Annotated in this window: 10 protein-coding genes; 1 reads left to right on the top strand and 9 read right to left on the bottom strand. The window is 40.6% G+C overall.

The genetic code is table 11. The features are described from left to right. Positions 1-231 precede the first annotated feature (231 nt). The 8 genes from AN390_RS08045 to lrp all read right to left on the bottom strand — a co-directional run bounded on the left by AN390_RS08045 (position 232) and on the right by lrp (position 9,790). Positions 232-1,785: a hypothetical protein gene (locus tag AN390_RS08045; RefSeq protein WP_055253767.1), complete on the bottom strand. Its 1,554-nt coding sequence runs from the start codon at positions 1,783-1,785 to the stop codon at positions 232-234. 130 nt (positions 1,786-1,915) lie between these two features. After that, positions 1,916-2,626 (bottom strand): hypothetical protein, encoded by a 711-nt coding sequence (locus AN390_RS08050; protein ID WP_055253768.1) that lies wholly within the window; start codon positions 2,624-2,626, stop codon positions 1,916-1,918. Positions 2,627-2,978: 352 nt separating this feature from the next. Further along, a complete protein-coding gene (gene serS, locus AN390_RS08055; RefSeq protein WP_055018482.1) occupies positions 2,979-4,283 on the bottom strand; it encodes a serine--tRNA ligase in 1,305 nt (434 codons plus the stop codon). Positions 4,284-4,292: 9 nt separating this feature from the next. Beyond that, positions 4,293-4,673, bottom strand: coding sequence for a fluoride efflux transporter CrcB (gene crcB / locus AN390_RS08060; protein WP_004586743.1), 381 nt, complete (start codon positions 4,671-4,673; stop codon positions 4,293-4,295). Then, the gene (locus AN390_RS08065; RefSeq protein ID WP_055253770.1) at positions 4,666-6,009 is read right to left on the bottom strand and encodes a replication-associated recombination protein A; all 1,344 of its coding nucleotides are present in this window, start codon (positions 6,007-6,009) and stop codon (positions 4,666-4,668) included. Before AN390_RS08065 ends, crcB begins: the two co-directional genes overlap by 8 nt. Beyond that, positions 6,002-6,628 (bottom strand): outer membrane lipoprotein chaperone LolA, encoded by a 627-nt coding sequence (gene lolA, locus AN390_RS08070; protein WP_004586745.1) that lies wholly within the window; start codon positions 6,626-6,628, stop codon positions 6,002-6,004. The genes AN390_RS08065 and lolA overlap by 8 nt, the downstream gene beginning before the upstream one ends. After that, the gene (locus tag AN390_RS08075) at positions 6,628-9,156 is read right to left on the bottom strand and encodes a DNA translocase FtsK (protein ID WP_055253772.1); all 2,529 of its coding nucleotides are present in this window, start codon (positions 9,154-9,156) and stop codon (positions 6,628-6,630) included. Before AN390_RS08075 ends, lolA begins: the two co-directional genes overlap by 1 nt. Before the next feature lie 154 nt (positions 9,157-9,310). Next, on the bottom strand, positions 9,311-9,790 hold the full coding sequence (gene lrp / locus AN390_RS08080; RefSeq protein ID WP_004586747.1) for a leucine-responsive transcriptional regulator Lrp: 480 nt from the start codon (positions 9,788-9,790) through the stop codon (positions 9,311-9,313). Between the two features lie 142 nt (positions 9,791-9,932). Between lrp and ald the strand changes: the two genes are divergently transcribed. Continuing rightward, the gene (gene ald / locus AN390_RS08085; protein ID WP_004586748.1) at positions 9,933-11,054 is read left to right on the top strand and encodes an alanine dehydrogenase; all 1,122 of its coding nucleotides are present in this window, start codon (positions 9,933-9,935) and stop codon (positions 11,052-11,054) included. 115 nt (positions 11,055-11,169) lie between these two features. Here ald and pssA read toward each other — a convergent pair whose 3' ends face one another. Then, positions 11,170-12,495 carry a CDP-diacylglycerol--serine O-phosphatidyltransferase gene (gene pssA, locus AN390_RS08090; RefSeq protein WP_055253774.1) on the bottom strand — a complete coding sequence of 442 codons (1,326 nt, stop codon included), beginning with the start codon at positions 12,493-12,495 and terminating at the stop codon, positions 11,170-11,172. Positions 12,496-12,630 lie beyond the last annotated feature (135 nt).

The following is a 12,630-nucleotide window of genomic DNA, read 5'->3' on the forward strand; positions in this document are numbered from 1 at the left end:
TCACAAAGAGGATAACAGGCGCTGCGCTTTTAGAGGGAAATAGCGGCTTGAATTAAGCCACTTTGAGGAATTTAAGTTCTGATGTCTGAAGTCAAGATTTGACCCCTTTTGGTTCTAATGGGTGGCCCCTTTATCTGACCCCTTTATCTGACCCCTTTATCTAGACCCCTTTATCGAGCACTAATACTGCCATCAACTGCGTGACAGGTTGCATAGCCTTGTTATGCCTATTCACCTCTTAGTATGCCTTTTTACCGCAATTATTATTTGCCATATTAAGCTAGCGAAAACTAGATAGAAAAATAAACTTACAAACTCCATACCTTCATTTAAAAACCTTTTAAATGGAAGAATGTTGGAAGCAATCTTATTTAATGCCTGCATAACAAAAGAGATATATGCATTAGCTGGCGGGTATATTTTATATAATGTGTTGCTTTCATACCCAAGAACTAACAAGGAATATATGAAAGATGCAAGGATTGCCCAATATAAAGGTTTCAAGAAACTTTCACCAAAATTTGAGACTATAGAGTTAACGTGAAATATAAACTTTTCTTGGCTCAATGGCTTATTTGACAACTCTTCTTTGTACTTCTTCATTTCAAAAACAAAGAATTTATTTGCCTCAATATGATTTCCGATACTATCGAATGAATCTTTAATTATTCTATATGTTTCTCTGTTAGTTGAACTGAAATCGATTGATACATCCAAAAAGTTTGGAGATTCTTTGAGGTTTGTATTTTTAAGATCCAAGCCAGATCTAAACTTCGTGTTCCTGAAGTTGGTAAAGTTTAAAAAAGTTACATAAGTGAATTTCGACAAGAACTTTTTATCAGAGACACCATTCGATCCAAACTCGCATCTCTCAAATCCCACGAAATCATCAAAGATACTTTTAAATATTGAAAATTCAACAAACTTTGTTCTATATGCATCAAAGAGTCCTTTGAAGTTTGAATTGTTTATTTCGAATTCTGAAACAATATTTTCTTTAAACTCAAATTTTTCATTAATTTCTGTATCTAGAATTAATACCTTACTTAAAACTGTATTATTTAGTGAAAACTTCTCTTCAACTATACAGTCTATTAATTCCAGTATATGACAGCTTAAGTTAGCCCTTTTCGTATTATTAAAGATTTTTGAATTTAAAGTCGACTTTGTAAATGTTAGCTTTTTTGCGAATTGACAATCATTGAAAAGATTGATGGATAGTGTCGCAGTCCCATTGTCATCAGTGTAGGAACTGACATCGTCATGAAATGTGCACATTTGGTATAAAACATCATTCACGTTAGGAAGTAAATTTGATTTTGTAATGTTCCACCACTGGTAAAATTCACAATCCTGATAAAATAGCTCGCTCTTATTAATTTCTAAACTATGAGCTGTAAATTTACAGAAATTAAAATGTATTTTGCCTAATTTATTTAATACTTTTAAATAATCGAAACTATCTCTACTATCCCTACATGGAAAATAAACATTTGAAAATACAACAGTCTGCTCTTTCATTGCCTTCTTGAAGATTGAACTCTCGGTATCTTCTCTTAGATACGCCTCAATTTTTTCTTTTGATAGAAAACCTAAATCATCAGATGATTTATATTTAATGATAAAATCACTGATATAATTTATAACTTCATTATAAAAATCGAACAATATTCCATTGTTGTTAAAATCTTCTGAATAATCACCCTTTTTACAATGCAAAACACATTCATCGTGTTCAGGGAATATCTTCAAGGTGCATTCGTTTGAATTACATTTTGTAGTCAATTTAATATTCCATTTCTACTTCAAGGCATAACGCCCCACTAACGGGCATAAAATGGTTGGCTATAATAGCGACGAAGGAGCAAAAGCCAACTGTTTTTTGTCCCTGTTTAATGGCTTGTTAAGGTACTAATTACTCTACTACCTGACCTTTAATAACTTTAACTGCATTATCTGACTCATAAAGTGATACGGGAATTTTCTGTCCTGTATTTGTCGCCATATATGGTTCTGAAGCAGCCATTAATATAGGGAATACGCGCCTAAGATCACCACTTGATCCAGTACTACTAATAGTAGTTTTCCATATTTGAACTTCTTTTTTTGAATCCTTAAATGCAGTGTAATCGTAACCAGTAATTAATGCGTATCTAAAAAACGTAGTTCGAGTACCTGTATGAGTCGTAGATCCTGTAACACCGTATGTGGGAGTATAAGTTGTTGTGGCATTAACTGAAGTTCTATTTCCATATGTTGTTGCTGTGCCATATGTATTAGCGGAAGAAACGCCTGTTTGTCCCCATGTTGGTAAAGAATAGGAGTACTGATGAGTTTGTGGATCACCTATACCATAAGATAAAACTATTGCTACATCAGCTTCATCTCGTGAGCTAGCAGCAATATAACCTTTACCGTTAAGTACGCGCTTGAGGTAGTTTTCATACTCTTGAAACTGCAAGTCGTTTCGGGAAACACCTTCGTTACCAGGAATTAATAAATATGTTTTTTTAGTTGACGCAACAGATGCAGCTAGTGAATCAACGGATACATAAAAAGTTGGCTGCCCTGTAGCTGCACAACCAGCTAACAAAGTGATAAAAATAATTACGATGAGATTGTGCATAAACTTTCCTTAGTGCTTTAACAACTTTGTATCCGACATTTGTCGCTTTACAAACCGACAAATGTCCAAATATTACGAAGCATATAACTTAACCAACGAATAGACTCATGTAAACAACTAGTTAGCTAAAATCTAAATATACTAGACGCAGAAAACACCAAAATGGTAGAGATTAGTAATATTGGACAAACCAGTAATGAGCTATAAAAATAGGTGTGAGCGATATTATTAAAAAAGATAACTTAAATTTTTGTTTTAAGTTTTTACCTCAACTTAAGACAAAAAAGCCGCTGTTCGTTTAAAACAGCGGCTTTTCTACTTATAGCTTATAGCTAAAAACTAATAGCTAACCCTAAACTTTCCCAATCACTTCAAGTCCACCCATGTACGGGCGTAATACTTCTGGTACAACTACTGAACCATCGGCTTGTTGGTAGTTTTCTAGTATGGCTACGAGTGTACGGCCAACGGCTAAACCTGAGCCATTTAGTGTATGTAGTAACTCTGGCTTTTTAGCACCTTCACGGCGAAAACGTGCTTGCATACGGCGCGCTTGGAAATCGACCATATTTGAACAAGACGAAATTTCGCGGTAGGTATCTTGTGCCGGTAACCATACTTCTAAGTCGTATGTTTTAGCAGCGCCAAAGCCCATGTCGCCCATACATAAAATTACTTTACGGTATGGTAGTTCTAGCGCTTGTAAAATTTGCTCTGCGTGGCCTGTTAGCTCTTCAAGCGCTTGCATTGAATCTTCTGGTTTTACTAGTTGAACTAGTTCAACTTTATCAAACTGATGCTGGCGAATTAAGCCGCGTGTATCACGACCGTAGCTGCCCGCTTCACTTCTAAAACACGGCGTGTGCGCAGTTAAGCGAATCGGTAAATCGCTTTCTTCGTAAATCTCATCGCGTGCGCTATTAGTAAGCGGTACTTCTGCTGTTGGGATTAAGCTAAAGCCAGCTTGTTGTTCACCGTCGTCGTTTACTAGGCCTAATGTATGGAATAAATCGCCTGCAAACTTAGGTAATTGGCTTGTACCGTAAAGGCTTGCGCTATTTACTAAGTACGGTACATACATTTCTGTATAGCCGTTTTTATCTGTGTGGGTATCTAGCATGTATTGCGTAAGTGCACGGTGCATACGCGCTACTTGGCCGCGCATTACTGTAAAACGTGCGCCACTAATTTTAACGCCCATTTCAAAGTCTAGGCCGTTTAGGTCTTGGCCAACGTCTACGTGATCTTTTACTTCAAAGTCGTACTTTTTAGGCGTGCCCCAGGTAAGTATTTCAACGTTGTCGTCTTCATCAGCGCCTTCTGGTACTGATTCGTCTGGCAAGTTTGGTATTGCTAAAGCAATGTCGTTAATGGCGTTGAGTACTTCATCTTGCGCTTTTTTAGTTGCGTCTAATTCGCTTCCTAAATTTGCCACTGCGTCTAGTAGTGGTTGTGCGTCTTCGCCTTTTGCTTTTGCTTGGCCAATGGCTTTAGCACTGGCGTTACGTTGACTTTGAAGCTCTTGCGTTTTTACTTGTAATGTTTTGCGTTGTTCTTCAAGTTCTGTCACTTTTGCAACATCAAGCTCGTAGCCACGAGCCGCTAAGCGTGCTGCAGTTTGCTCAACGTCTTGTCGTAAATATTTAGAATCTAACATGTTAGTTTTTTAACCTTTTTGCATTACCAGCTGAAGGCCCAGCCAAGCCATAAAAATACAGATCATCACATTTAAGATGATATTGAGGGCCATTTTAATAAAGTGACCTTGTTGTAATAACAACAACGAGTCCATTGAGAATGTTGAAAAGGTGGTTAACGCACCTAAAAAGCCAATACCAATAAGGGTTTTAGCGGGGCTTGTGGCGATAATTTCTTTCTCTATCAAACCGTACAAAATGCCCATTAACAATGAACCCAGAATATTAACCGTCAACGTGCCAAAAGGGAATCCCCTACCAAGGAGTTTTAGCATGGTTTCGCTAATAAAAAAACGTAAACAGGCTCCTGAGGCGCCGCCAAGGGCGATCATCATATAAAGTTTAATCATTTTCGTATCGTTTAAGTGGGCTTTGCGCGTCGCGATCTTTTAAGTAATCAAGCTTTTGCTTAATTTTTTGCTCAAGGCCGCGATCGCTCGGTAAATAATAGTGTTTGTCTTGAATTTCTGGCGGTAAATATTTTTCACCGGCGGCAAAGGCGCCCTCTTCGTTATGTGCGTAGCGATACTCGGCGCCATAGCCTAAATCTTTCATTAGGTTTGTGGGCGCGTTTCGTAAGTGCTCTGGCACTGGGTAGCTTGGCTCGTTTTTGGCATCAGCTTTTGCTTGGTTAAATGCCATATAAACCGCATTACTTTTGGGTGCGCTGGCTAAGTATAAAGTGGCTTGTGCAATGGCGCGTTCGCCCTCGCTTGGGCCTACACGCTGAAATATATCCCATGCGTTTAACGCCACTTCCATTGCCCGTGGGTCGGCGTTACCTATGTCTTCTGTGGCAATGGCAAGTAAACGCCTTGCTACATAAAGTGGGTCGCCGCCACCGGCTAAAATACGGCAATACCAATACAGCGCGCCATCGGGTGAGCTGCCTCGTACTGATTTATGAAAAGCCGAGATTAAATCGTAAAATTCATCGCCGCCTTTATCGTATTTAGCTAAATGGGTTGGCAGTACTTGGCTTAATACGTGCTCGTCTACGTTGTATGTGCCGTTTTGCTCACTCGTTAAATCAACCGCTTGCTCAAGCAAGTTTAATACTTTGCGGGCATCGCCGCCGCTTGCTTGGCAAAGCGCCTGTTTGGCGTTATCGGCAATAACAATGTTTTTTTGGTTTAGTTGCTCATCTTGCTTAAGTGCGCGCTCTATCACTGTGTATAGGTCGCTCTCTTGTAACGACTTTAAAACATACACGCGTGCGCGTGATAAAATCGCATTATTAAGTGCAAATGAGGGGTTTTCGGTTGTCGCGCCTACAAATATAAAAGTGCCGTCTTCTATATGTGGTAAAAATGCATCTTGCTGCGATTTATTAAAACGGTGTACTTCATCCACAAACATTAAGGTGCGCTGCCCGCTGCTTTGTAGGTTATCTTGCGCTTGCGTTACGCTGTCGCGAATATCTTTTACGCCTGCGGTCACAGCCGACATTTGTATAAGTTCGGCATCGGCGTGGTTTGCAATAATTTGCGCAAGGGTGGTTTTACCTACCCCAGGCGGCCCCCACAAAATTAAGCTGTGGCAACGCCCTGCAACAATGGCTTGGTGCAAGGGTTTGTCGCTACTTAGTAAATGCTGCTGACCTATGTATTCGTCAAGCGTTGTTGGGCGCATACGCGCCGCAAGTGGGCGTACATCGGGCCCAAAGTTAAAGCCTAAATTATTCACCGTTACTCTGATCGTCTATTTCTACACCCTCTGGTGGGGTAAATTCAAAGGTGCTTGTATCAAGCGCGGTATTTACTTGTGCATTGTTAAAACTAAACGATGAAAGCTGACCAGAATTATCCGTCACAACTAACTTAGCAAGGCCTTGCTCGTTACCTGCAAAGGTAATATCAAGTTGCTCTACTTGGCTTTCTACGCCTTTATTTGGCGTTACACTAAAGCCAGAGTCTGTAGCTTGTACGCTGTATTTTTCCCACTGTGCGGGATCTTTTGAAGTAAGCAGTACAAACGGTGTTGAATCTATAAGGCTATGGGTATCCATAATAGTTACTTGCTCAGCAAAGCTGTCGAAGTAATAGGTTTTGTCACCATTTGATACAAATAAGGTATCGTCTGGGTTTGTTTGCTGCCAGCGGATCATCATAGGTTGTTTAAGGGCAATTGTACCCTCGCCTTGCATAACCGCTTGGCCTTGCGGATCGGTTACGTTTTGAGAAAACTGCGCTTTAAAACTTTTAAGGGTTGCGAGTTTGTCTTGCAGTGCTTGGCTGTCATCAGCAAAGCTAGGCGTGGCAATTAAACTGCCAAGCACTAATAATAAACTGTTTAATTTTTTCATTAATTTGCTCCATTAGGTACTAATACATCGCGAGCGCCGTTATGGCCTGGTGAACTCACGATACCCGATGTTTCCATTTGTTCTACTAGTCGTGCTGCGCGGTTATAGCCAACACGTAATTTACGTTGTACTGATGATACCGATACTTTGCCGGTTTCGATTACAAACGCAACGGCTTCGTCGTATAAAGGGTCTGACTCTTCATCTGCATTTTCACTGGTTTCACCTGGTAATAAAACATCTTCTGTTGCATCACCATTTAAAATTTCATCAATGTAATTAGGTTTACCGCGTGCTTTCCAATCGTTTACTACCGCATGTACTTCATGGTCGTCTACAAATGCGCCATGTACACGCTCTGGTACGCTTGTGCCTGGCGGTAAGTAAAGCATATCACCCATACCTAATAGATTTTCGGCGCCTTGTTGATCCAATATGGTACGCGAGTCTATTTTGCTCGACACCTGAAACGCCATACGCGTAGGTATATTGGCTTTAATTAAGCCGGTAATTACATCTACCGATGGGCGCTGTGTTGCAAGTACTAAATGTATACCTGCGGCACGCGCTTTTTGCGCAATACGGGCAATAAGCTCTTCAACTTTTTTACCTACAATCATCATCATGTCGGCAAATTCGTCTATTACTACCACTATGCTCGGTAGTTTATCTAACTCGTCTGGGCCTTCTTTCATGCCGTCGGTGTCTTTAAATAATGGGTCAAGAATCGGGTAGCCCGCTTCTTTGGCCTCAAGTACTTTTTGGTTGTAACCTTTTAAGTTACGTACACCCAACGCCGACATTAATTTATAACGGCGTTCCATTTCGCCTACACACCAACGCAGCGCGTTAGCGGCTTCTTTCATGTCGGTAACAACTTCACACAATAGGTGCGGAATACCTTCGTAAACCGAAAGCTCAAGCATTTTCGGGTCAATCATGATCATACGAACATCATCAGGGCCCGATTTGTACAGTAAGCTTAATATCATTACATTAACGCCCACTGACTTACCTGAACCTGTGGTACCCGCTACCAGTAAATGGGGCATTTTACCTAAATCGGCACACACAGGTTGCCCAGCAATATCTTTACCTAACACCATGGTTAGTGGCGATGGATTTTGCTCAAATTTAGGGGCGTTAATTACCTCAGATAAACGTACAATTTCGCGGTACTTATTAGGCAGCTCTATCCCTATGTAAGTTTTACCTGGGATCACCTCAACCACACGTACGCTAATTGCCGATAACGAACGGGCTAAATCTTTTGATAAACCAGTAATTTTAGACACCTTTATACCCGGCGCTAAATCAAGCTCAAAACGTGTTACAACTGGGCCTGGGTATACGCCAACCACTTTTGCTTGTACGTTAAAGTCGAGTAATTTTGTTTCAACAAGGCGCGACACGCTTTCAAGCTCTTCTTCCGATATCGGGTTTTTTGCTTTATCCGGTCTGTCGAGTAAATCAAGCGACGGTAATGGCCCTGGCGGTGGCTCTTTATCAAGTAGCTCTTCAAACTTTTCTTTTGCTGTTGGCGGTGGCTGATATGCAGGTTTTGGCTTAGGCATAGGCCTTGCTGGCGATATCACCGTGGTAACCGGTTTTTCAGGCTCAACAACTTGGCTTTGATCAAGCGCATTAAGTGCAGCCGCTGTATCCATTGGCTCATCGTCTATGGCGCTAAAGCCAATTTCTTGGTCGAGTATATCGTCTAGCTCATCAAATGGGCTGTAGTCATCACTAATTTGCGGCTCGCTAAAGGTAGGCTGCTCTTTAGTAATGGCTTTTTGTTTAGCCGGTTTTTTACTTTTTGCAGGCTCTTGTTCAAATTCTGGTGATTGCTCGAGTGTGGTATCGCTTTTTTCATAATCGTCAGGCTCATCATTAAATTGCGCATCGGCTTGCACCGGATTTGCCGCAATACGCTCTCGTTGCATCCAACCTTGGGCGTAATTAGCAATGTAACGGTAGCCTCTAACCACTAAATCGCCGAGGTAGTCTACAAATTCAACCCACGACACACCGGTTAATAAAGTAAGCCCAGCAAAAAAGAAGCACAATAATAGTATAGAGGTACCGGTAAAGTTAAATGCCGGCATCATGGCCGATGCAATCACATCGCCCACTACCCCACCGGATGAAAAGTTATAAATATCATCAAAGTTAATGCTGCTGATTGCCGTTGCTGATGTAATAAATAAAGCAAAGCCAATAACACGCAAGGCAAGTGTGGTGTAGTCGAGCTGTAAAATACGATGAGGTTGTTTAAATAATAAATAGCCAAACAGCTGAATAGCAGCCGGCACTAAATAAGCAAGCCAACCAAATGACAGTAATAATATATCGGCTACCCAAGCACCGGCAGTGCCTGTAATATTTTTTACGTTTCTAAATTCACCCGTTTGCGACCACGCAGGGTCAGCGGGATCAAAGCTGATTAAAGCACATAAAATGAATATTGCCGCAAAGGTACTGATGATCAGCCCTGTTTCTAATAGTCTTTGCACACCGTTTAGGCGCATAACTTCCTATCCCTCTTTATTGTTCTATTGGCACTTGCTTGCAATCAAATACCTTAGCAGGAAATGCAATTTGATGCACTTTATCTTAATGTGTATGGCCTGATTATGAACAAGTTTTTATAAATTAGAGTGTGTTTATCTTTTGCGGTTAAATTTACGCAATGTAAGGGCGAATTATTACGCCGTCTTCACCTTTTACTTCTTCCATTACTACATAGGTGCGGCTTTCACTCACGTTTGGCAGCTTTAAAAGAATGTCGCCTAGTACACCGCGGTATTCTGACATATCGTTTACGCGTGTTTTTAATAAAAAATCAAAATTACCCGATACCAAGTGACACTCTATTATCTCTTCGTGCTGTTTAACCGCCGCACTAAACTCATCAAATACGTCGGGCGATGTTTTGGTAATGGTTACCTCAACATACACAGATAAGCCTTGGCCAAGCTTTGCTGGATCAACCACCGCTTTATAGCCAAGTATATAACCTTCACGTTCTAACTTTTTTACGCGCTCTAGACAGGGCGTGGCGCTCAGGCCGACTCGTCGGGCCAGTTCTACATTAGAAAGGCGTCCATCGTGCTGTAATTCCATTAAAATTTTACGGTCAATTCTATCTAATAACTGATGCATACACCCAACTAGTTTAATATTCTGTTTATTTTTATTATTTAGATAATAACACTACCTAGCCTTTTAAAAAAGGTGAGACACACTGCCTTATGATGAATATAATAGTGAAAAATGTTAATCCGTTCTTAATAAGGCAAATTTTATGATTATTGGTGTACCTAAAGAAATTAAAAACCATGAATACCGTGTAGGTATGGTTCCTGCGAGTGTTCGTGAATTAGTAAATCACGGCCACCAAGTGATTGTTGAAACAGATGCAGGTATGGGCATTGGTTTTACTAACGAAGATTACACACAAGCTGGCGCTGAAATTTTAGCCACTGCAGCTGATGTTTTTGCAAAAGCAGACATGATCGTAAAAGTAAAAGAGCCACAAGCTGTTGAGCGTGCAATGCTACGCGAAGACCAAATTTTATTTACTTACCTTCACCTTGCACCTGATCTTCCACAAACTGAAGACCTTGTTAAAAGCAAAGCGATTTGTATTGCTTACGAAACAGTGACTGATGCACGTGGCGGCTTACCGCTTCTTGCACCAATGAGTGAAGTAGCAGGTCGTATGTCTATTCAGGCCGGTGCACAAGCGCTTGAAAAGTCTAACCACGGCCGTGGCATGTTACTAGGTGGCGTACCGGGCGTTGAAGCAGCTAAAGTAGTTGTTATTGGCGGCGGCATGGTGGGTCGTAGCGCAGCGCAAATGGCTGTTGGCATGGGCGCAGACGTTGTAGTACTTGACCGCAACATCGATGTACTTCGTGCACTAGACGCGCAATTTGGTAACAAAGTTAAAGCGATTTACTCAACAGCTGACGCACTAGAAAAACACGTACTAGAAGCTGACTTAGTAATTGGTGGCGTACTAATTCCAGGTGCTGCAGCACCTAAACTAGTAACAGCCGATCACATTAAAGCAATGAAGCCAGGCTCTGCAATTGTTGATGTTGCTATTGACCAAGGTGGTTGTATTGCAACTTCTAAAGCAACAACACACGCTGATCCTACATACATTGTTGATGAAGTTGTTCACTACTGTGTTGCTAACATGCCAGGTGCAGTACCGCGTACTTCTACCTTTGCACTTAACAATGCAACATTGCCGTTTATTATTAACCTTGCAAACAAAGGTTACAAAAAGGCACTACTAGATGACGCGCACTTCTTAAAAGGCTTAAACGTAATTAAAGGCCAAGTAACTTACAAAGAAGTAGCTGAAGCGTTCAACATGGAATATGTTGACCCTCGTACTGCAGTAGAAAACGCGTAATTTTGCGTTTAGTCGTTAGGTGTTATTGAATAAAATAGTTACCTAACTACAAACAATAAAAAAGCAGCTAATTAGCTGCTTTTTTTGTATCTAAATTTTGACTATATAAATTAATTTATATAAAACGCTTAATTATAAAATCTACTTTTACGCGCTTAGCCTGACCAAGCAGCTTTTTAACCGGTTGCGGGTAATTTTCTACTGTTTCTAAATCATTTGGCCCAGTTAAACGGCGGCAGTGTTTTAAAATTTCCTGCTTTTCGTTATCTATGGCTTGCATAATACTTTGCTGTGGGTCTTCAATTAAAATACCGTTTTCGATATCAAGGCCCCACGCTCGCGGATTAAGGTTATGCCCGCTTAATAAGTGACGTTGTCGGTCGGCGCAAATACCTTTTAAGTGAAACGAGTTACTCTCGTGCTTCCATAAATACACGTTTAAATTGCCGTTATCTATATGGCGCTTTTGCGATTTTACAAATTTATGCAAAATAGTTTCGTATAAATACGGGAGTGCACCAATTTTACTAAACGGCTCACTTGGCGGCAGATAAAAATCGTTTGCGGTTTTATCACCTACTACAATGGTTACTTGCTTACCTTGTTTTAATAATCGACGTAGTGAGCGCATAAGCGGCGCCGGAAAATTAAAATACGGTGTGTAAAGTACAAGCTCTTGCTCTGTGGTATCAAACAAGTTTTTAATTAATCGGTTAAGGCTATTATTACGACGCCCTAAACCTAAAAACAAACGCACACCGAGTGGGTCGGTATTGGCCGTAGTTGGGTTTGCATAACTGGCCGACTTTAGCTCGCGCATTAATTGCTTTTGTTCAAATTTAAAGTCTATTAAGCGCTTAAGCGGGCGTGTATCAATACGTGGCACGGCTTGCGAGCCAATTAGCTTAGACTCAATAAAATCAACCACAGAGTCACACAGTGCTGCTTGGTCAACTAAAAAGTAACGGTCGAGCCTGTAGCGTTCGTTGTATTGTAAGTACACGTTATTTAAGCTGGCGCCGCTGTATAATAAAGTATCATCTACAACAAAACCTTTAAGGTGTAACACACCAAACAACTCTTTGGCTTTAACTGGCACACCGTAAACTTGTACGTTTGATTTAAATTTTTCTAAATAGTCACAATATAAACTTGCGTTACCGTCTGATTTTTTTGCACCAATAAGACCACGTTGAGCACGATGAAAATCAACCAACACTTTTATTTCAAGGTTGGGGTTTGCCAACGACACACGATGCAGCGCTTCCAGTATTTCGCGCCCTGCTTCGTCATCTTGTAAGTAAAGTGCCGTAATGTAGATTCTTTTTTTTGCATTGCTAATTAAACGTAGCAATTGCGTACGGTACTCTTGTGCGTTGGTTAAGACGTTAACGTCTTTTGAAGTCAACCCAAATGCGGGTTTTTCCTGCCAAAATAACATAGTTGCCTATTCACTAAGGTCACATAATCTATCAGTGACAAATAAAATTAGGTAAAACATATCAAAAAAATACTAACGGGTCATGAATTAACGAAGCTTTGTTGCTCATCTGTTTGTTTTTTAGCCTTTACACGG

The organism is Pseudoalteromonas sp. P1-11, from assembly GCF_001399995.1.
Classification (GTDB): domain Bacteria; phylum Pseudomonadota; class Gammaproteobacteria; order Enterobacterales; family Alteromonadaceae; genus Pseudoalteromonas; species Pseudoalteromonas atlantica.

Bases quoted from the DNA above. Each gene is read 5' to 3' on its own strand.
- pssA (WP_055253774.1), bottom strand. From the start codon at position 12,495: ATGTTATTTTGGCAGGAAAAACCCGCATTTGGGTTGACTTCAAAAGAC.
- ald (WP_004586748.1), top strand. From the start codon at position 9,933: ATGATTATTGGTGTACCTAAAGAAATTAAAAACCATGAATACCGTGTA.
- crcB (WP_004586743.1), bottom strand. From the start codon at position 4,673: ATGATTAAACTTTATATGATGATCGCCCTTGGCGGCGCCTCAGGAGCC.
- lrp (WP_004586747.1), bottom strand. From the start codon at position 9,790: ATGCATCAGTTATTAGATAGAATTGACCGTAAAATTTTAATGGAATTA.
- lolA (WP_004586745.1), bottom strand. From the start codon at position 6,628: ATGAAAAAATTAAACAGTTTATTATTAGTGCTTGGCAGTTTAATTGCC.
- AN390_RS08075 (WP_055253772.1), bottom strand. From the start codon at position 9,156: ATGCGCCTAAACGGTGTGCAAAGACTATTAGAAACAGGGCTGATCATC.
- AN390_RS08050 (WP_055253768.1), bottom strand. From the start codon at position 2,626: ATGCACAATCTCATCGTAATTATTTTTATCACTTTGTTAGCTGGTTGT.
- serS (WP_055018482.1), bottom strand. From the start codon at position 4,283: ATGTTAGATTCTAAATATTTACGACAAGACGTTGAGCAAACTGCAGCA.